This window comes from Paracoccus actinidiae (assembly GCF_030863885.1).
Lineage (GTDB): Bacteria > Pseudomonadota > Alphaproteobacteria > Rhodobacterales > Rhodobacteraceae > Paracoccus > Paracoccus everestensis.
Map to the genome: position 1 here is coordinate 2184778 of NZ_CP132956.1, position 20150 is coordinate 2204927.

Consider the following 20150-nt stretch of genomic DNA (forward strand, 5'->3'; position numbering starts at 1 on the left):
ATTTTTCTAGAAGAAGGGGAGCTTCGTGATGACAAGGACAGTTGCCATTCTTGGGGCGGGGCCAGTCGGGCTGGCGGCTGCGGCGCATGTTCTGGAACGTGGGATGCAGCCACTGATCCTGGAACAGGGCGCTGACGTCGGCCATTCCATCCGGGCCTGGGGTCATGTGCCGATGTTCTCGAACTGGCGGTTCAACCTCGACGCTGCCTCGGCGCGGCGGCTGGAGCAAGCGGGCTGGCAAGCGCCCGACCCCGAGGCGTATCCGACAGGAAAAGAGCTTGTAGAGCGGTATCTGGGACCGCTCGGACAGACGCTTGCCCCCTGGCTGCGCCTGGGACGCCATGTCGTGGCGGTCTCCCGGGAAGGGATCGACAAGGTCAAGGATGCGGGTCGCGCAACGGCGTCGTTCATGATCGAGACCGAGGGCGCGACGGGGGAGGGGCGGCATCGTGCCGATGCGGTCATCGATGCCACCGGGACCTGGTTCCAGCCGAACCCGGGCGGTGCCGGCCGTCCTGTGCCGGGCGAGATGGGTCATCCCCGGATCAGCTATGGCATGCCGGACGTCACAGGTCGGGAACGAGAGCGCTATTCAGGCAAGCGGGTTGCGGTGCTGGGCGGCGGTCATTCTGCCATGGGGACGCTGATCGCGCTGTCGGGTCTGCCTAACACGACGGCGCTTTGGCTGTGCCGCGCTTCTACCACGGCCCGGGCACTTGGAGGCGGCACGGCGGACCAACTCGCGGCGCGTGGAGCGCTTGGCACCGACATGGCAAGACTGGTGGACAGCGGCAGCATTCGGCTTGAAAGCGGGTTTCATCTCGCCGCCGTTGAAGGGTCTACCCCGCTGAGGGCCGTATCGACGGATGGCCGGGTCATCGAGGTGGATGAGTTGATCATCGCGACCGGCTTCCGTCCGGACCTGTCCTTCCTGCGCGAACTTCGGGTGGCGCTCGACCCGGCCCTGGAATGCCCGCCCGCCCTGGCCCCCTTGATCGACCCGAACCTCCACTCCTGCGGCACGGTGCGTCCGCATGGCGCGGCGGAACTGGCCCATCCGGAGCCGGGCTTCTACATCGCCGGCATGAAGTCCTATGGCCGCGCGCCGACCTTCCTTCTGGCGACAGGGTATGAGCAGGTCCGCTCGATCGTCGCGGCCCTCGCGGGGGATCATGAAGCCGCTGCCCGGGTAGAGCTTTCCCTTCCGGAGACCGGCGTCTGCAGTGGCCCCGGTCCACGGGCTGCAAAGGCAGTGACCGCCACATGCTGCGGCGGCCCTGCCCTGACGCGTGCCGATGCCTGCTGTGCTGCGGACGAAGCGGCCAAGGACAGTGGGGCGTCGGGCTGCGGCTGTGACACGTCGGCCAGACCTGTAAAAGCCGCCGCATGCTGCTGAGATTGCCGCAGGCGCGGCGCGGTGCGGTCGTAGCTTGCCTCGGCACAGCGCAGACCGTTGGCTGGGCCGCAAGCTACTACCTCCCTGCCGTTCTCGCGACACCGATGGCTGCCAGCTTCGGCTTGTCGCCGGTCTGGGTCTTCGGCGCTTTCTCCATGGCAATGGTCGTCTCAGCAATCGTTGGTCCCTGGGCAGGCGCGCGGATCGACCGGATCGGCGGGCGGGGCGTGCTGATGCTGTCGAACCTCGTCTTTGCCGGTGGCCTGACCTTGCTGGCCGTGGCGCCGTCGCCAGCGGTTCTGTTCCTGGGATGGGCAGTGGTCGGGCTTGGGATGGGAATGGGGCTTTACGAGGCTGCCTTCGCCACGCTGGCCGGCATCTATGGCCGCGCGGCGCGCGGCCCGATCACCGGGATTACCCTGATCGCCGGATTTGCCAGCACCGTGGGCTGGCCCCTGTCCGGGCTGATGCTGGCGACCTGGGGCTGGCGCGAGGCCTGCCTGGGATGGGCGCTGATCCACCTTTGCGTCGCCCTGCCGTTGAACGCCCTTTTGCCCAACAGGGCTGAACGGATCACCGCATCGGCGCCAGCAGAACCCGAGGGTCCACCGCCACCACGCTTTGCCTTGTGGCTGCTGGCCTTCGTCTTTGCGGCCACCTGGTTCAACTCCACCGCCATGGCGGCCCATCTGCCTGGCCTGCTGCAGGCATCAGGAGCCAGTCCGGCGGTTTCGATTGCAGCGGGCGCCCTGATCGGCCCCGCGCAGGTCGTGGCGCGGATGCTCGAATTCGGGCTTCTGCGGCGGTTTCATCCGCTGGCCTCGGCCCGGCTGGCGGCGTTTTCCCATCCGGTCGCCGCCATCTGCCTGACGGCCTTTGGTGGACCTGCGGCCTATGCTTTTGCCATCCTGCACGGGGCGGGCAACGGCATCCTCACCATCGCCAAGGGAACGCTGCCCCTCGCGCTGTTCGGAGCGGCAGGCTATGGCGCGCGCCTTGGCTGGCTGAATGCGCCCGCGCGCGTGCTGCAAGCGGCGGCGCCATTGCTGTTTGGCGCGGCCTTGGCAAGCTGGGGCGCCTCGGCGATCTGGTTGACGGCGGCGATCGGCCTTCTTGCGACGCTGGCGCTGTTCTTGCTCAGGCGGAACTGAGCCGCCGCGCGGCAAGCCAACTGGCGAGTGCCATCACCCCGGCAGTGGCAAGGCAGAGCGGCAAGCCGCCAAGCTGGTAGCTGAGCCCCGACAGCAGCGTGCCGATCAGGCGGCCCGCCGCATTGGCCATGTAGTAGAAGCCCACATCCCGCGTGATCCGTTCGGCCGATCCGAAGGCCAAGATCAGGTAGGAGTGGACCGATGAGTTGATGGCGAAGACAAAGCCGAACAGCATAAGCCCGGCGATCAGCGTGCCGGTTAGCCAGGCCGAGGGCTGACCTGCAACCCAAGCCGCCCCGGCCAGCAGGAAGGGGATCGGCACCAGCAAGCCCGACCAGAAGATCGCCTTGCGGGTGGTCTCGGCCTCGGGCTGGCCCTTGCCGCCCAGCAGACGCGGCGCAATGGCCTGCACCGCGCCGTAGGCGATAATCCAGAGCGCGAGGGAGCTGCCGATCAGGAAGAACGCCTCGCGCCGCCTTTCGGCCGTGCCGTCCGACAGGACGGACTGGAAATAGACCGGCACGCCCACGACGAACCAGACATCGCGGGCGCCGAACAGGAACATGCGGGCAAGGCTGAGGCGGTTGACGCGGACGTCCTTCGACCGCCAGCCGCTCCAGGCCTCACTCGATTTCATGCGGCCCGGCAGTCCCGCGGGCAGGAACAGGACGACCGCGATCAAGATCAGGGCCAGCACTCCGGCCATGCCCCAAACCGCCGCCTCGAAGCCTGCCAGTGCCAGCAGCGCCGCGCCGAGGAAGAAGCCAAGCCCCTTCACCGCGTTCTTCGACCCGGTCAGCGCCGCCACCCAGCGGAACAACCCGCCCTCGTCCTGGGGTGCCAGCAGCTTGACGGCCGATTTCGACGACATCTTCGCCAGATCCTTGGCCACGCCGGACACGCCCTGCACGGCCATCACGAAGGCGACCGACGCCGCGACACCCCAGCCGGGGTCCAGCTGCGCCAAGGCAATCAGCGCCCCGATCTGCAGCGCCAACCCGCCATAAAGCGTCGCCGCCAGCCCGAACCGGGCGGCCAGCCAGCCGGCGGCCAGGTTGGTGACGATGCCCGCAACCTCGTATAGCAGGAACAGCCAGGCAAGCTGGACGGGCGTGAAGCCCAGCGTGTTGAAATGCAGCAGCACCAGCATCCGCAGCGCGCCGTCCGACAGCATGAAGGCCCAGTAGGCCGCCGTCACGGCCGCATAGGCGCGCAAGGGGTTGGGCGGCGGCGCAGCCTGGCTCACGGCGCTGCTCACAATGACCCCGCCACCATCCGCGCAATGTCGGCCAACCGGCAGGCATAGCCCCATTCGTTGTCATACCAAGCGTAGATCTTCACCTGCGTGCCGTTGATCACCATGGTGGAGGGCCCGTCGATGATCGACGAGCGCGGGTCGTTGGTGAAGTCGCAGGACACCAGTGGCCGCGTCTCAAACCCAAGGATGCCCTTCAGCGGACCCTCTGCGGCGGCGGCGAACAGGGCGTTCACCTCCTCTGCCGTCGTCGCCCGCTCCACCTCGAACACGCAATCGGTGAGCGAGGCGTTCAGAAGCGGCACCCGCACGGCATGGCCGTTCAGGCGGCCCTTGAGTTCAGGATAGATCAGCGTGATCGCCGTGGCGCTGCCCGTCGTCGTGGGGATCAGGTTCATCAGCGCCGACCGCGCTCGGCGCATGTCCTTGGCTGGGCGGTCCACGATGGTCTGGGTGTTGGTGACATTGTGGATCGTGGTGATCGAGCCGTGGCGGATGCCAAGGTTTTCGTGGATGACCTTCACCACGGGGGCCAGGCAATTCGTGGTGCAGGAAGCCGCCGTGATCAGGCTCTGCGAGCCGTCGTATAGGTCATGGTTCACCCCGTAGACGAGGTTCAGGGCCCCGCCATCCTTGACCGGCGCGCTCACGACGACCTTCTTCACCCCTGCCGCGTAGTAAGGCGCCACCTTGGCCGCCGTCTTGAACACCCCCGTGCAGTCAATCACCAGATCGACGCCAAGTGCGGCCAGCGGCAGGGCCTCGATGGTCTTCTCATGCGTCAGGCGGATGGATTGGCCGTCCAGCACCAAGGCGCCCTCCTGATGGCTCACCGGCGTGCGCCAGCGGCCATGGACCGAGTCGAACTCCATCAGCAGGGCGTGCTGTTCGGCATCGCCCACCGGGTCGTTCAGCAGCACGATCTCGCCAGCGGCACCGGTGTCGATCAGATCGCGCAGGACAAGCTTGCCGATCCGGCCAAGGCCGTTCAGAGCTATGCGGGGCATGGGGTCAGCCTTTCACGGGAAGCTCGGTGCCGATGGCATCGACATGGGCTTGCAGGGACATTCGGCTCAGGCTGGCGAAGGGCAGCTCGACAAAGGCCCCGATCCGGCGACGCAGGGCGGCATAGGTCTGGGCAAAGGCCAGCGCCTTTTCCGCATCCGTTCCGGTGGCCTTCACCGGGTCGGGCAACCCCCAGTGGCCGGTGATCGGCTGGCCCGGCCATGGCGGGCATTCCTCGGCCGCCGCTGTGTCGCAGACCGTGAAGACGAAATCCATCACTGGGGCGCCCGGCTGCTGGAACTCCGAGATGTGCTTGGAGCGCAGCCCGGCGGTGTCATGGCCGTTGCGTGCCAGAACCTCCAGCGCAATGGGGTTTAGCGTGGTGCCGGGGCGCGTGCCGGCCGAGAAGGCCTGAAACTTGCCGCGGCCCAGATCGCAGAGCAACGCTTCGGCAAAGATCGAGCGGGCGGAGTTGCCCGAGCAGATGAACAGCACGTCGAAATCCGTATCGCGCATGGCCGCGGCCTTTCGAGAAGTCAGGAGGGGAGCGAGGAGATCGGGCCGGGCCCGGCCCACATCGAGGACGAGGTAGCCGATCAGCCCCTCGGCCGCATCAAGATCGACCGCGTAGAACAGCGACCGCCCCTGACGCTCGACCTGCACCAGGCCAGACGCGGTCAGGTCGGAAAGGTGATGCGACAGCGTGTTCTGCTTCAACCCGAGCGACTCGGCAATCTCGGTCGGGCGCACGCCGCGCGGCGCGAAGCGCATGAGCAGGCGAAACACGGCCAGGCGGCCGGGATGGCCAAGAGTAGCGAAGGCATGGGCGGCACTGTTATGTTCCATGTTTCCTGATTCACGGAAATCTGTTCCTGTGTCCAGTGAAGCTTTGATGACACTTTGGCCGCCATCCCCTCCTGAAACTGATCAGGATCAAGGCGGCGGGCCTCTGAATGTGCGCAGATACGCGTGCGGCGGCATCTGGAGGAGCATCGGGGAATGGTGATGACGATCCTGAGGGCCGAAATTGATACGACTGGCGCGGCGCGGAGTCAGCCGGGGCGGCACATGCAGGCCCTGACGCACCGCAGACTGCCGGGGGTTCAGCGAGACGCGCCCTCGGTCCGCTGCCTGAAGCCCGGTCATCTCGGACCGGCGGCCCCGGAAACCACGGCATGAACGTCTTCGGGTGGATGAACGACCAGTTCCTGCGGATGACCTGGCTCAATGATCTGGTTGGCGAGGGGGTGGCGGGCATCGGCCTCGACCCCGCTTCGCGGCTTGGCGGGTCGGTGCAGTTCTTCGTCTATGACGTGATCAAGATTTTCCTGCTGCTGTCCGTGCTGATCTTCACCATCTCCTATGTGCAAAGTCATTTTCCGCCGGAACGGACACGGGCCATGCTGGGCGGCCGCTCTGGCCTTGGGGCGAATGTCCTTGCGGCCCTGCTGGGCACCCTGACGCCCTTCTGTTCCTGCTCGTCGATCCCGCTGTTTATCGGCTTCACGGCTGCAGGGCTCCCGCTGGCGATCACCTTTTCCTTCTTGATTTCCTCGCCCCTCGTGGACTTGGCCTCGGTGATCCTGCTCGCCTCGATCTTCAACTGGCCCATCGCCCTGGCCTATGTGGTAGTCGGATTGGTTGTGGCAGTCATTGGCGGCACCGTCATCGGAAAGCTGGGAATGGAAAGCCAGGTAGCCGACTTTGTGCGGACTGTTCCTGTCTCCGGCAACGTCGAAACGATGACTCGCACCCAGCGGGTGGCTTACGCCCGCGATCAGGTGGTCGAGATCATCCACCGCGTCTGGCCCTTTGTCCTGATCGGCGTCGGCATCGGCGCCGCGATCCATAACTGGATCCCTCAAGACGCCATCACGGCCCTGCTGGGTCCGGACAAGTGGTGGGCCGTGCCGCTGGCCACCGCGATCGGCATCCCCATGTATGCCGACATCTTCGGCACCCTTCCCATCGCCGAAGCGCTTGTCGGCAAGGGCGTGGGACTGGGCACGGTGCTGGCCTTCATGATGGCAGTGACGGCGCTCTCGCTGCCCTCGATGATCATGCTCAAGCGCGTGGTAAGGATGCCGCTCCTGCTCACCTTTATCGGGGTAGTCAGCGCGGGCATCCTGACCATCGGCTTTACCTTCAATGAAGTCACCCACTGGTTCATCTGACAGGAGATCTGCCATGATCATCAAGATTCTCGGTTCGGGCTGCAAGAAATGCCTTGCCCTCGGTGAAAATGCCAAGGCCGCTGCAGCAGCCGCGGGCAAGGAGGCCGAGATCGTCAAGGTCACCGACATGGTCCAGATCGCGGCCTATGGGGTGATGTCGACACCTGGGCTTGTCGTCGACGAAAAGGTTCTCTCGACCGGCAAGGTGCTGAGCGCCGAAGAGATCGGAAAGCTGCTCTGACGGGGCGGGACGCCTGCGTCCTTTCGGTTTCAAGAGGCGCAACAGTTTTTGCAACCGTCTGTCTGCATGACAGCCTATGATGATGAGATCCACAAGATGCGCACTCTCCCGATCGTTTGGCGGCGTCTGGTCGGCGCGCGGGGCACCACCTGTCCGCGATGTCATGGCACGGGCGAGGAGGTCCGGCGCGCCGTTACGCAACTTCGCACAGCCCTGGAGCCCTGGGGAATTGAGCCCGTGCTTGAAGAGCGGGAGATCGATCAGGCTGCGTTCCTTCAGGACCCGCTGCAGTCGAACCAGGTGCTGATCTCGGGCAAGCTGCTGGATGACTGGCTTTCCGGCCAGACCGGCAGCAGCCGGTGCTGCAACGAATGCGGCGACAGGGATTGCCGCACCCTGGAGGTTGAAGGCCAAACCTACGAGATCATTCCGGAGGGATTGGTGGTTCGGGCGGGGCTGATCGCGGCAGCCCACTTGCCCGATGCAGCCCCGAGCCCACGGGCCTGCTCTGCGGCGTGTTGCGATACAGCGAAAGCGTCTGACGATGCTGTCGCTGGGAGAGGGAGGCCGGGTTGAAGTCGTCCTCTGCAGGAGTGTCTGCCGCGTCTTGAGGGCGCGGCCCATGCTTCCTAAATCTTAAATCTGTAGCCGACAGAAGGAATGAGCTGATCATTCGGTGTTGGCCGCCCTAAGCGCACAAACATCAACGTATCATACCCCCAATCGATCATCCCCTGTATACCCGAGGGAAATGCCCCAAGTGCGACTGGGACGCTGGCGACGTTTCATGCGCGCTCCACCAGGTGGGGGACGGCACATGTCACCTGATGTCATAACGCTCAACAACGCGAAGCTGCTTTGACGACGTGCCGCTCCAGCACTTGCCTTATCTGCTCAGCCTGTCACTGGCCGACATCCACAATCCTTCCGATCGCTGCTGCTTCAGTCATGAAGTCCGACCAGTCCTGCATCAGTGGCCGCCGCTCCTCGAGCAGGTCTTCACGGAAATAAGCGGCCTCCAGCGGCGGCAGGCTGTGGGCCAAGGCGAACTCGATAGCATCTTTCTGATACCGCCTTTGGGATCGCGCCCATCCTTTGAACGTGGCCCTAAACCCATGGGCGGTAATCTCGGGATCAAAGCGCTGGACCAGCTTGAGGACGGTGTTCTCGGACAGCACCCCGGACTTTGTCCTCGCCTTTGCGAATAAGAAATCCCGCCCGCCATTGAGGCAGCGCAGGTTCTCGTGGACGATTAATGCCTGCTGGCTGAGCGGCACCCGATGCTCCTGGCGCATTTTCATCTTCTCCGCGGGAGTGGTCCAGGTTGCCATCTCGGCATCGATCTCGTCGAAGCGGGCGAAACGGGCCTCACCGGTGCGCTTGGCAGTCAGCACGATCAGCATTGCCATTTGCCGTGTCACCTCGTCACAGGGAACCTCGCACAGCCACGTCCAGAACTCGGGCATCCGCTGCCAGGACAACGACCCGAAGTGCCTGGTCTTCCGCTGCACGCGCCCGTAAGCGATCTCAGGATCGAACTGTGCCGGATTTCCTGCGAGACCGTGTTTTAGCCGGGCCAGTTCGAAGACCTCACGAGCACGGGCAAGAGTGCGTCGTGCCGTTTCATGCTTGTCGCGCCAGATGGGGCGCAAGCACTCGACAATGTCATTGGTGGTGATCTCGTCCACGGGTCTGCGGCCCAGCACTGGGAGGACATACGTCTGGAGGGTCGTCCAGTTCTGGGCGATATGCTTCCCATTGCTGAGGCCCTGGCTTTTCTGCTGGAACCAGAGCTGGGCGACGTCAGCAAAGGTGGATTTCGGCGCCGCCACCGCGACCGCCTTCGGCTTTCGCCGTCCCTGCCGTTCGGCAGGTGCTTCCAACGCATGTCTGGATGAGCCCTCAGACCTGCGCACCTCGGTGTCTTCCAGATCACCCCGGACAGCCGCACGGATCCTCTCAGCGCTCCAGCCCCGGGCAGACTGGAGCCGTGCCCAGGATGCGCGTTCACGCGCTTCCTTCAAGCTCGTGGCCGGGAAATCTCCGACGGAAACCCAGACCCGACGCGCGATGCCGGCCTCCGCAGGCAGAAGAACCTGGAAAATCTTGCTGCCCGATGGATAGAGCCTGAGAAACAGGCCTGATCCATCGCCGAGGCGTTCCTTGCTTCTGCCGAATGTGGCGGCTTCGATCTGCTTTACTGTCAGCGGCATGGCTTTCCTTTCAGGCGCTACCCTGGTCAGGAAATGGTAACAGGCGGCGGTGGGCTGGGCTAACGAGCCATGAGAGCCGATGAGGACGCGTGATCGATATACGGCAGGAGCATCAATGACTTGCCTGCATGCAAAGAAGCCAGATGATACCCTGTTAGGGACGATTACCGACCCCTCACTGTCCGCCATTTTTCCTGAACAAACTTATCTCCAGAGCCTGCATCAGCCGAATTTTCCGGTTGATTTCGAGGGTTATGCAAGTGGGCCTGTTCACTAGTCACGGCGCAGGTAAGCCTCAGATTACTCTCTGATACCCATGTTTCTCCGCAGCTGATGACTGCTCGAAAACGGTGAACAGCTTCAAGCCATTGAAATGGGGCAATATCATGGGAGCTCTTTGTGACGTTGGATCTGAGGGGCTTCTGAGGCTGAAGGTTCTGTAATCGAACCATATCTAACTAGCACAGCGCACGTTCGGCAGATCGCGAGGGCGGCACCCTTCTAGGCGGAGGTGACTTTAACCTCACGTTCGCATATCCCCCTGCACTACCGGCCGATATCTGACACAGAAGACAAGCAATAAGCCGGGAGTGACGCTAAGGGCGGAAAGCGGGCTGACGGCAGTGCAGCAACGCAGCTCCAGCAAACCCTGTAAGCCGCCATTCACCCATGCATAAGAGAACAACCGAAAGGACAGCCGCAGCTCGCGCCGCTGAATTTGCCGAACCTGGTGGCTTCCACTGCCTCCGCCCCTATCCGGGCCAGGCGTCAGGCAACGGCAGCTTCAGCAGACAGACCACCACCTTCCCGAACAAGTTCTTCTACAAGAACATCTAGGTCGTCCCGCGTCGTCTTATGATTGTTTATCACGGCGCATAGACAGTGCCGGCCCTGCACGGTCGTGTCAGGGACTGCGGCAACGCCTGCCTCTTGTATCCTCATCATGATCTTAACTCAGCTTCTTCAGCCCTGAGGAGCTGGAAGACCGACTGTCACGGCCCTTTAGGGTCTGGAACCGCATTCCCGACGCTGTACGTGATTAGATTGTCGCTCCGGTGCTTGCAGAGCCTGACCCGTCGCCACGGGAGCTTGCGGTCCGTTTCACGGTTACGGTCACCGCAATGAACGAGCCGCCGGAGATGCGCATCGACCCGGGTCCCGACGTCGGCAATCTGGATGGGTTGCATCTCGGCATCACAATGCTGTCGGGCAAAAGAAGGCGCTGAAACTTAGATTTTCGCCTCCGTCCTTGCGGGTGAACAGGATACATCACAGACTTAGTTGGAAATCATAAGCCGGTGCATCCATGTCAGACAGCAAGTCAGCTCCGCTTAATTTCCGAATTACCAAGGTGCTCCCTTACGACCAGGCCCTGCAGCTGGCACGAGACTACGTTGCGTCCCCCTCCGTTCGTTTCGCACGCCGGAAGACCGTCGCGCTGATTGATCTCTACGGCATCTACCGCGGCGTGACCCAGTGGATGGGGAAACATGATGTTCCCCCCACCACCGCTGAGCTTCCGGCGCGGATCGCAGGGCACCTTCTTTGGAGTGCGATGCGGCAGGTCCGGGAAAGGGAGCAACAGGAACTACCGTTCTCAGGAAGGGACTTCGACAGCCTAGTAGGCAACTTCATGATCACGATGGAGGGCCAGGACGCCCCGAATCCAGACTGTGTTACAGAGCTTGATATGCGATGGGAGTTGTTCTACGCCCCCTCCCCGCTAAAGCAGGTAGAGAGGGCACTGATTGCGCGGCGGAGGCATATTCCTGATATCGATCGCAAACTGGAGAGGCTCCAGACCGGCGTAATCGACACCCAGCATGAACAGCGTGACTATCGTATCTACGACGATTTTATCCATGAGCTGACGACCTGGCTGGGCGCACGAAACGAACAACCGGGCTTCTACAACATCATCGTCAAGCCCCAAGTGGTCTGCCTCGATGAGAAGGAGGTCGACATCCGCCTGGCGATTAGGGCAATGGACATCATGGCGGGCAACGAAGCGGATGCGATCTGTATAGTGTCATCTGACCAAGATTATATGCCCCTTCATGAGCGTGTAAGGGACGCCGGCTTGAACACGTACCACGCCGACGTGGCGAAGTTTGACAATCCGAGGAATATTGGTCGTCGGATCCAGGGCATGGATGAGCAGGCAATACAGGCCAGGATGACAAAGGAAATCACCGGCGTGCTTATCCAGGAGTATGTGGGCTCACCGCAGATGCTCCACCTTACAAGTGAGCAGTATAGTGCGCTCTGGCGCATCCACCATGAGCTAGGGGGCAGGTTCTAATGCCCGAGTGTCATGCTTATGGGCATGCTCCGTAGGTAGCCGCGATTAAAATGTCTCAAAAGCTTCTTACTGCCGCGATACGAAAATTGTAGGCTTTATAAGTTAGTCGCAGCGGGGTTCGATTAGCTTCCGCGGCGATCTCGTCTCGATGGCCCCGGAACGCCGGATGCCCTTCCAAGTCCGCGTTGAACACGTCCCACCGGGCAGAGAAGAACTCGTTGTTAGTGAAGCCTTGAAACTCAAGCCCTTCATCGAGATCAACCACCTGATGTACAAGCCCCTGGGTAGTGGCGAGGGTCATCCGCTTAACGCGTGCGGCCAGCCAGATGGCCGGGATGTGTGGGGCCTGCAGAACAGGGGGGAGCGTCGTCCTTGTCCAGCAGTGAGGTTTCCGAGGTCACATTCGTTTTCCCTGACCGATGCCGCGGACCTGACGAATGTTTCTCCGCCCATGGCCCTTGCGTGAACCGTTTGTGCGGGATCCCCGCGGCCTGCCCTGCTGCCGATATGCCGCAGATGGGACATCATCGGCTGCCGGAATACCCCGTGGGGCATTTCCTGTGGAAATACAGTAATCGATCAGGCGATCCGAGGCGCACCATAAACAGGTCTCGAGGCTTAGCGCGGCGGATAGTAGTTGAACGTACCGCAGAGGCCCTCGGAGTCTATATCCGCGGGCGGAGTCTTCCCGGAGAAGACGGCGATCGACACGATCTGCTCGTTGAACCCCCATGGATCAGTAAAAACCACGTAGTGGGCTTGCCCGGAGCAAAGCGTGTTTCCGTTCAGCAGAGTCCCTGGATCCTTTGCAAGTTCGAAGGTCTCGGCTGTCAGTGTATCGCCGCCGACGTCCCATTTTCGCCAGGTAGCGCCAACGGATACGAGATCAATTGGCTTCTGGCTTGCAAAGGAAACGGTCATTTTCGACCCGGGCGCCGCAAAGTCTGGATTGCCAGAGAGCACCATGTCTCCGGTGATCGCCTGAGCTGTCCGGCTGTAAGGCTCGAACGTGCCTGCTTCCTGCCACAGGTGACGTTCCTGGGAGGTCGCCGGCACTGCGGACGCCAGCAGTGCAGCAATAATCTTGATCATCCTGTTCGTCCAAGTGGCCTGCCCCCATCGGGTGGTCCGCTTCAAGTCTTAGGGCATGACGGGGGCTCGTGCCAAGGCGGGCGCCGACGGGGGAGAAGTCACGTTCCGCCTTGACGGCCAATGGATGACCTCCGGTGCGGATGGTCGATAGCCCAGGGACGAGCGAGGCCGCGTTGTATTGTAATGGACGCGCCATGCCTCAATCACGACGCGAGCCTTAGCGAGGGAGTAGAAGATCTCGCCATTCAGCAGCTCGTCGCGGAGCTTCGAGTTAAAGCTCTCGCAGTTACCGCTCTCCCAAGGACTACCCGGTTTGATAAATGCCGTCTTCGCTCCCACGACATCGATCCCGTCCCGAACAGCTTGGCGATGAACTCCGGACCGTCGCCCATCGGGCTTGAACCGATGGCGCCACGATGGGCAACTCCGAGCGAACATGACCGGGCACACCTCGCAGGATGAAGAGAGCGGTCAGGACGCCGATCACCGCGAATTCCTTGCGCCATCGGTAGTAGGTGAACTGCGTCACACTGATCGATCGCACCGCCTCGACTGCCGACTGGCCTTGCAATACCAGCACGTCGACCTGCCGAAGCTTCGCGACGATCTCTTCCGGCTTGTGTCTCTTCTGGGGCATTCCTGCATCCTCCAACTGGCTCGTAAGCCATACTTCAGGGAGGACGACTTTTCAGGGGCATGAGCTACTCCCCGATCCTTGGACAGTTTTCCGGCTGATTTAAGCTACTGCCTGCGCCTCCTGATCGGTTTCTATGCTGTTGAAGTAGACCACGGCGGGCGGCTGCCCGCCATGGGCGGTGTGTGGCCGCCGATGGTTATAGAAGGTGATCCAGTGGTTGATTGCGGTCTTGGCCTGCGATCCTGTTTCCCAGGCGTGCAGGTAGACGCATTGATACTTCAGCGATCGCCACAGACGCTCGATAAAGACGTTGTCGATGCAACGCCCTTTGCCGTCCATCGAGATCCGAGTGCCAACGCGCTTCAGCCGGTCGATCCAGCCGAATGATGTGAACTGGCTGCCTGATCCGTGTTCATGATCCCCGGCGCGCCGAAGCGGTGGATGGCCTCGTTCAGCGCCTCGACGCAGAAGTCCGCCTCCAGCGTGTTCGATATCCGCCACGCCAGCACCTTGCGGGTGAACCAGTCCATGATGGCGACGAGATACAGGAAGCCGCGCCGCATCGGCAGGTAGGTAATGTCGGCGCACCAGACCTGACCGGGGCGATCGACCCGTAGCCCGCCCAGCAGATAGGGATAGGTCTTGTGCTCCTTCTTCGGCTTGCTGGTGTTAAGCTTCTGGTAGATCGGCATCAAGCGCATGAGCCGCATCAGCCGCCGGATGCGCTTCTGATTCACACCGTGGCCCTCGTTCTGCAGATGCCAGGTCATCTGCCGGACGCCGTAAAAGGGCGTATCCAGGAACTGCCGGTCGATCAGCTGCATCAGAGCCAGGATCACCTCCGTCTCACCCAATGGCTCGTGGTAGAACGACGAGCGCGAGATCGACAGCGCAGGATGGTCCCGCTCAATCATCCCGCGCCTCACTTGCCGGTCCACGGCTTGAGCTTTCGTGACAAAAAATCGTTGGCGACAGCCAGTTCTCCGATCTTGGCATGCAACGACCGGACCGTTTCTTCGTCCACCTCCGCGGGCTTTCGGCTGCCCCGCTCGAAGATGTCCGCCGCACCGTCGAGCAACGCCTTCTTCCACTGATGGATCGTTGTCGGATGCACGCCGTATTCGGCCGCCAGCTCCGACACCGTGCGCTCGCCCTTCAAAGCCTCCAGCGCCACGCGCGCCTTGAAGCCCGCGTCATGGTTTCTGCGTTTCCGCATCCCTGATCTCCTCGTTCTTGGAGACCAGCAAACGTCAGATCGTAGCTTCCGTCACTGTCCGATTTCCGGGGAGTAGCTCAGCAGGCCAGGAGGCCCAGCGTCGAAATCGCGGGTTTCCTGCCGTGGTATCACAAGCCTCAAGAATCCTGGCTGCAGAAAAAAAAAAGAGCTACAGGAAACGACCGCGCAGACCCCATGCCTTCTACAAGCATCTTGCATGCTCAAGCGATAATGTGCCAAGATTTAGCTACAGCTCTAAGTATCGACGCCCGACGTTGCCTTCATTATATGGTAACTTGTATCTTGCACGCTGCACGGCACCGTCGCGTTGTGGGAACAATAGAGTGCCGCCAAGGTTGGTAGTCTAGAGAAAAAGGTAGGGGATGATCATGACCTCGAGAGATCGGGCTAGTTTGTCAGTTGAGCTCAGCGAGAGGCTCGCCGTTTTTTTCGATCGGGCAGGGGGCAGCCTTGAGGCGGGGGATCTGGTTCGTCAGTTTTGCAACAGCGAGGGGGCCAAACTGGCAGACGCGGAGATCGCCCTGTCACTTCTTTTGAACCAACATCGCCTTGTTGTGGCCGAAGACATGAAACTGGAATCAGCGCTCGCACACGCCGCTTAAGATAGAGATTATCTTGAATACAGACAGAGCAAAGCGGCGGCATTCTGCCTCAGACGGTGACCAAAGAACTGCGTTCCAGCGTGACCGAGACAGAGTTCTATACTCAACGTCGTTTCGCCGACTGGATGGAGTGACACAAATCGTTCGAGCTGGCGAGGCTGATGTCTTTCACAATCGCCTTACGCATTCGATGAAGGTGGCTCAAGTTGGTAGGCGGCTTGCTGAGCACTGCCTACGAGAGCAGCCAGAAGCTTCTGCTTTCCATGGCCTGGACGTTGAAGTTGTCGAAGCTGCTTGCTTGGCGCACGACTTGGGCCATCCACCGTTTGGACACGTCGGGGAAGAAACTCTCGACGACATCCTCACCCGTAAGGATGTAGGAGGTATGTGTCTCGACGCCGAGGGTTACGAAGGGAATGCACAATCCTTTCGCATAGTTACCAAGCTTGCTATCCGCTTTCCTCAGTGTGACGGACTAGATTTAACGGCCGCAACCATGTGCGCCTTGCTCAAATACCCTTGGGCAAGAGACACTTCGCATGCGGGTGTTGCGGCAGGGAAGGCCAAGAAATGGGGCTTCTACAAGAGTGAAGAAGAGGACTTTCAGTTCTGCCGTCAACATCTGCCCGAAGACAAGAGGTCGCTTGAAGCAGAGTTGATGGATTGGGCCGACGATATCGCTTATTCAGTGCATGATCTTGAGGATTTCCATCGGTGCAACTTTATCCCGTGGGCTAGAATCATGGGGAAGGATGCGCCTGATCTTGAGCGCATCGTGGGTAATGCCGTCTCGAAATGGCACGGTGCCCCAACAGATGCGGGCGCGCGCATGCGTGAGGCACATCGGCGGCTTTCTGGACTGTTCGAGGGGTTCCGCGCAACGATCCTATTCGGCACGTACGAGGGCACGCAACAACAGCGGCTCGCAATCAGGACGCTGACTTCAACGTTGATCGGACGGTATGTGCGAGCTACCAAAATAGTTGAGCCCGATGCATACGATCCTGCCAAGACTGCCATCTGCCTTGATCAAAAACATGAGGATGAAGTTCGCTTATTGAAGCAGGTTGCTCGCGACTATATTTTGTCATCCCCCTCGCTCGCTGGGCAGCAGCTCGGCCAACGTCGGATACTTGAGAGTCTGTTCAGGGACTTTCTTGATGAAATCAGCGACCGGAAACCAAAAGTGTTACCTCGCCGTTTTCATCACTTCGTTGATGATAGCAGCCAGTCTGCTGCTCGTATCGCAGCGGACTGCGTGGCATCTCTCACGGAAGGTGAAGCTATCGCCCTCCATCAGCGCCTAAGCGGCCAGTTCAGCGGATCAGTACTTGATCCCATAGTCCGTTAAAGAGCAAACGAAAGCAATTATGGCTACTTAAGCTTCGCAGCGGCAGGTCGCAGCAGGCGAACCAAGTGTAAGTACGCCGCTCGCTCCCCATCTTAGTAGTCTTCACCGGAAGGACTGATATCAGCCCGCGGCTTCGACTGTCGCGCCCTCGCACGGACTGGCTCGGGACAAGACAGGCGGCGCGGGGATTAGGCGTAAAGGAAGGGCAGGCTCGAGGCAAAGCCCTTCTACAGCCAGCCGAAACTTAGACGCGTTCATGCTCTACCGTACCCATCCCGAGGACTTGGCGCAGACATTATTGTAATATATGTCTTACGCTATAACTTGAGCCGGCTGCGTTATCACCATGTGAGGACCGTCTAACATCCGCTTTCAGTAAGCTGCAGTGCACGCCTACGATACCCGAACGGCGGCTTCCGGCCTTACGAGCCAAGGTCGAGACAAAAGGCAGTGTGGATAATTACGTGCTTGCCTGCTGCTGAGCAAGAACCTTTTCGATGCTCTGGCTCAGGGCAACCTTGAACGCAGGATCGTTTGCAAAGAGCTTATAGAACTCCAGCTCCTCCTTCCGCCGCTTCAGCATGACATCCTGCAGAATTTTCTCCAGCGCCAGCTCGCGATTGTACGGATCAGGATTTTCCTCGTACTTCTTCGTGTAATCCGGATGCGAGCGGATGCTGTCTACCACGTTGATAAATTTGACCCGTTGCTCTTCCGGCGTGGCGCTCCAGCCCTGAAACCAGCGTTCATTGAACGTCTGGATAATTGCATCGAGCGGATCTTTCTCGGGTACGCCGTCACGATACCCTCGGGGGTTGGGGTTCTGCGGCTCCAGCTCTGTGGCTGAGGAATCAAGCTCGAGGCTGTGATTAAGCTTGGTGCGCTCGAGACCGTATGAGGACAGATCGACCGCCTCCAGCAACTCGTCAAGCATATCCTGCTCCGGATCCGTGATCTTCAGCTTCGGTACCAGAAACTTCAGGAACCAGAACAGCTTTTCCCAATCAACGACCTCAAACGGCATAATGGACGCCATCTGCCCATAGATCTTCACGAACTGGCGCGCCTTAATCTTGAAGTCGATTTTATCTTTGTCAGAAAGATCCAGCTGCTTGTCGAACCGGTCAGCCGCAACATCGATCAACGGGCTCAGCGTCTGTGCGTCCTCGCCTGCGAAATAGCGAAGAACAAAATCTTCGATCTCCTGCGCCTCATACACGCCGACCTGATCGAGCGCCGCTTTAAGTTCATGCAGGACATTCACATCGGTCGCCGCGGAAAGTGTCGTTACAGTGTAGAAAGGATCAAAGGCCGATTTGATGTCAGACGCCTCGTTGAAAAAGTCCAGGACGAACAGATCCTCGGTCCGCTTTCCAAGCTTCGATGCTGACCTGTTGATCCGGGAAAGTGCCTGTACGGCCAGAATGTGTTGCAGCTTCTTGTCGACATACATTGCGGTTAGCTTGGGCTGGTCAAAGCCGGTCAGGTACTTGTTGGCAACAATCAGCAGCCGATGGTCGTCACCATCGAACCGATCGCGGGTGTCGGCCTCGGGGAAGCCGTTCATGTCGGCTTCCGTATAGGTCACTCCATCGACGACTTTCTCGCCCGAAAATGCGATCAGTGCCTTGAACGGGTTTCCCCGACTTTCCAGCAGCTTCGTCACCGCCTTGTAGTAGCGGATCGCTGCCTCGATGTTCTGGGTGACGATCATGCCCTTTGCCCGACCGCGCAGCTTCTTAGGCGTGACCACATGCTCGACGAAGTGATCCAGCATGATCTCGGCTTTGGTGTTGATCGTCTGCTGACTACGCTCGACATAGGCCCGCAGCTTCTTCTGCGCCTTTTTCGTGTCGAACAGCGGGTTATCGGCAATCGACTTCTGGATTTCGTAATAGCTTCTATAGGTCGTGTAATTGGCGAGAACGTTCAGGATGAAGCCTTCCTCGATAGCCTGCTTCATGCTGTAGAGGTGGAACGGGGCATAGCTGCCATCCGCCTGCCGCTCGCCGAACTTTTCCAGCGTCGTGTTCTTGGGGGTGGCGGTGAAGGCGAAGTACGATGCATTGCCGCGCATCTTGCGCGACTGCATTGCGGCGAGGATTCGGTCCTGCGGATCGTCCTCGTCTGGGTCTGCGCCCCCTGCTCCCATCGCACGATTCATGTTGTCATGGGCCGTGCCGCTTTGGCCGCTATGCGCCTCGTCGATGATCACAGCGAACCGCTTGTCGCTCAGGTCCGCAATGCCGTCGATGATGAAGGGAAACTTCTGGATCGTCGTGATGATGATCTTTTTGCCATTCTCCAATGCCGATTTCAGATCTGCCGAGCGCATGGCCGGAGCGACGATGTTCTTGACCTCAGAGAAGTCCTTGATGTTCTCGCGCAATTGCTTGTCCAGCAGCCGCCGGTCGGTGACAACGATCACGGAATCGAACAGCGGTTGGTCAACCCCTTTGGCACCGGCGACGCCAGCACATGCCGGATAGGTATCGATCAGCTGATAAGCCGCCCAGGTAATCGAATTCGATTTCCCCGAGCCCGCCGAATGCTGGATCAGATAGCTGTGCCCCACGCCGGTATCCGCGGCATGGGCCAGCAGGCGTCGGACGACGTTCAGCTGATGATAGCGCGGAAAGATCAACGTTTTCTTCGCCAGCGGCTCGGTCGTCTTGCCCTCCAGCAGAACGAAATGCTGGATGATGCCGGCGAGGCTCTCCCGCGTCAGCACCTCTTCCCACAGGTAAGCTGTTTTGTGGCCGTTCGGATTGGGCGGATTGCCTTCACCCTCGTTGTGGCCCTTGTTGAAAGGTAGGAAGAATGTCCCTGCCCCGGCCAGCTTGGTGGTCATGAACACTTCGTCGGTGTCTACCGCCATATGCACCAGCGCTCGACCGAACTGCAGCAGGGGCTGTGTGGCGTCGCGACCGTCGCGGTATTGCTTTTGGCCATGATAGCGGGCGGTCTGGCCGGTCCAAGCGTTCTTCAACTCTGTGGTGATCAGCGGCAAGCCGTTGAGGAAAATGACCATATCGATCTCTTCCAGCGGATTGATCTGCGAATAGCGGACCTGCCGCGTGACGCTGAAGATATTGGCGGCGAAGTTTTCATGCACTTTGGCGGCCGAGCTCGCCAGCGGCGCGGGATACATCATCGTGAAATGTGCATCATCGACGGGGAGGCCCTTTTTCAGAAGGTGCAGCACGCCGTCCTTTTTCATCAGCCGGTCGAGGCGTTCGAGGATCTTGCGCTGCCAGTCGGCCGGGTTGCGGTCCCGCAGCTTTGCCAGTTCCTTGCCCTGCGTGGCTTCCAAAAACTCCCAGAATAGCTTTGTGTCCAGCGCGAATTGCGGGTCGAAGTCGCCGGGCTGACCAAGGCGGAAGGGGCCGTGACCCTCCGGCGCGGGCTGACCGGCAAGGCCTTCGGTCGTCAGGCCCGTCATGTACTGCTGGATCGCCTGCTCCAGAGCGACTTCCTTCGTATTGCTGACCATG

Annotated in this window: 16 protein-coding genes and 3 pseudogenes; 10 read left to right on the forward strand and 9 right to left on the reverse strand. The window is 60.7% G+C overall.

Features of this window, described 5'->3' with window-relative positions:
- Positions 1-28 precede the first annotated feature (28 nt).
- On the forward strand, positions 29-1396 hold the full coding sequence (locus Q5701_RS10900) for an NAD(P)-binding domain-containing protein (protein WP_306755246.1): 1368 nt from the start codon (positions 29-31) through the stop codon (positions 1394-1396).
- Positions 1387-2547 (forward strand): MFS transporter, encoded by a 1161-nt coding sequence (locus Q5701_RS10905; protein WP_306755247.1) that lies wholly within the window; start codon positions 1387-1389, stop codon positions 2545-2547. Before Q5701_RS10900 ends, Q5701_RS10905 begins: the two co-directional genes overlap by 10 nt.
- Here Q5701_RS10905 and arsJ read toward each other — a convergent pair.
- The 3 genes from arsJ to Q5701_RS10920 all read right to left on the reverse strand — a co-directional run bounded on the left by arsJ (position 2534) and on the right by Q5701_RS10920 (position 5653).
- On the reverse strand, positions 2534-3721 hold the full coding sequence (gene arsJ, locus Q5701_RS10910; protein WP_373568656.1) for an organoarsenical effux MFS transporter ArsJ: 1188 nt from the start codon (positions 3719-3721) through the stop codon (positions 2534-2536). The two genes, Q5701_RS10905 and arsJ, sit on opposite strands and share 14 nt — an antisense overlap.
- Positions 3722-3801: 80 nt before the next feature.
- Complete coding sequence (locus Q5701_RS10915) at positions 3802-4809, reverse strand: ArsJ-associated glyceraldehyde-3-phosphate dehydrogenase (RefSeq protein ID WP_306755249.1); 1008 nt, start codon at positions 4807-4809, stop codon at positions 3802-3804.
- Between the two features lie 4 nt (positions 4810-4813).
- Positions 4814-5653 carry a metalloregulator ArsR/SmtB family transcription factor gene (locus tag Q5701_RS10920; RefSeq protein ID WP_306755250.1) on the reverse strand — a complete coding sequence of 280 codons (840 nt, stop codon included), beginning with the start codon at positions 5651-5653 and terminating at the stop codon, positions 4814-4816.
- 159 nt (positions 5654-5812) lie between these two features.
- Here Q5701_RS10920 and Q5701_RS10925 point away from each other — a divergent pair, with 159 nt between their 5' ends.
- The 4 genes from Q5701_RS10925 to Q5701_RS10940 all read left to right on the forward strand — a co-directional run bounded on the left by Q5701_RS10925 (position 5813) and on the right by Q5701_RS10940 (position 7798).
- Positions 5813-5986: a hypothetical protein gene (locus Q5701_RS10925; protein ID WP_306755251.1), complete on the forward strand. Its 174-nt coding sequence runs from the start codon at positions 5813-5815 to the stop codon at positions 5984-5986.
- Positions 5983-6981, forward strand: coding sequence for a permease (locus tag Q5701_RS10930; RefSeq protein WP_306755252.1), 999 nt, complete (start codon positions 5983-5985; stop codon positions 6979-6981). The genes Q5701_RS10925 and Q5701_RS10930 overlap by 4 nt, the downstream gene beginning before the upstream one ends.
- 13 nt (positions 6982-6994) lie before the next feature.
- Positions 6995-7222: a thioredoxin family protein gene (locus tag Q5701_RS10935; protein ID WP_306755253.1), complete on the forward strand. Its 228-nt coding sequence runs from the start codon at positions 6995-6997 to the stop codon at positions 7220-7222.
- Between the two features lie 66 nt (positions 7223-7288).
- The gene (locus Q5701_RS10940; RefSeq protein ID WP_306755254.1) at positions 7289-7798 is read left to right on the forward strand and encodes a DUF2703 domain-containing protein; all 510 of its coding nucleotides are present in this window, start codon (positions 7289-7291) and stop codon (positions 7796-7798) included.
- Positions 7799-8124: 326 nt separating this feature from the next.
- On the opposite strand, the gene Q5701_RS10945 is transcribed toward Q5701_RS10940, so the two are convergent.
- Positions 8125-9435: a tyrosine-type recombinase/integrase gene (locus Q5701_RS10945; RefSeq protein WP_306755255.1), complete on the reverse strand. Its 1311-nt coding sequence runs from the start codon at positions 9433-9435 to the stop codon at positions 8125-8127.
- Positions 9436-10403: 968 nt separating this feature from the next.
- Between Q5701_RS10945 and Q5701_RS10950 the strand changes: the two are divergent.
- Both Q5701_RS10950 and Q5701_RS10955 read left to right on the forward strand, forming a co-directional pair.
- Positions 10404-10541 (forward strand): annotated as a pseudogene (locus Q5701_RS10950) (IS3 family transposase); the annotation flags it as partial.
- A gap of 200 nt (positions 10542-10741) precedes the next feature.
- Positions 10742-11737 (forward strand): NYN domain-containing protein, encoded by a 996-nt coding sequence (locus Q5701_RS10955; RefSeq protein ID WP_306755256.1) that lies wholly within the window; start codon positions 10742-10744, stop codon positions 11735-11737.
- A 55-nt stretch (positions 11738-11792) separates the two neighbouring features.
- On the opposite strand, the gene Q5701_RS10960 is transcribed toward Q5701_RS10955, so the two are convergent.
- The 4 genes and pseudogenes from Q5701_RS10960 to Q5701_RS10980 form a co-directional block, all read right to left on the reverse strand.
- Entirely contained in the window at positions 11793-12038 is a 246-nt protein-coding gene (locus tag Q5701_RS10960) for a hypothetical protein (protein ID WP_306755257.1), read from the reverse strand.
- Between the two features lie 317 nt (positions 12039-12355).
- A complete protein-coding gene (locus tag Q5701_RS10965; RefSeq protein ID WP_306755258.1) occupies positions 12356-12829 on the reverse strand; it encodes a hypothetical protein in 474 nt (157 codons plus the stop codon).
- A gap of 48 nt (positions 12830-12877) precedes the next feature.
- A pseudogene (locus tag Q5701_RS10970) lies at positions 12878-13316 on the reverse strand (integrase core domain-containing protein); the annotation flags it as partial.
- Positions 13317-13565: 249 nt separating this feature from the next.
- A pseudogene (locus tag Q5701_RS10980) lies at positions 13566-14682 on the reverse strand (IS3 family transposase).
- A 383-nt stretch (positions 14683-15065) separates the two neighbouring features.
- Here Q5701_RS10980 and Q5701_RS10985 point away from each other — a divergent pair.
- A complete protein-coding gene (locus Q5701_RS10985) occupies positions 15066-15305 on the forward strand; it encodes a hypothetical protein (RefSeq protein ID WP_306755259.1) in 240 nt (79 codons plus the stop codon).
- Positions 15306-15318: 13 nt separating this feature from the next.
- On the forward strand, positions 15319-16656 hold the full coding sequence (locus Q5701_RS10990) for a deoxyguanosinetriphosphate triphosphohydrolase family protein (RefSeq protein WP_306755260.1): 1338 nt from the start codon (positions 15319-15321) through the stop codon (positions 16654-16656).
- 460 nt (positions 16657-17116) lie between these two features.
- Here Q5701_RS10990 and Q5701_RS10995 read toward each other — a convergent pair whose 3' ends face one another.
- Positions 17117-20149 (reverse strand): type I restriction endonuclease subunit R, encoded by a 3033-nt coding sequence (locus tag Q5701_RS10995; RefSeq protein WP_306755261.1) that lies wholly within the window; start codon positions 20147-20149, stop codon positions 17117-17119.
- Between the last annotated feature and the right edge of the window lies 1 nt (position 20150).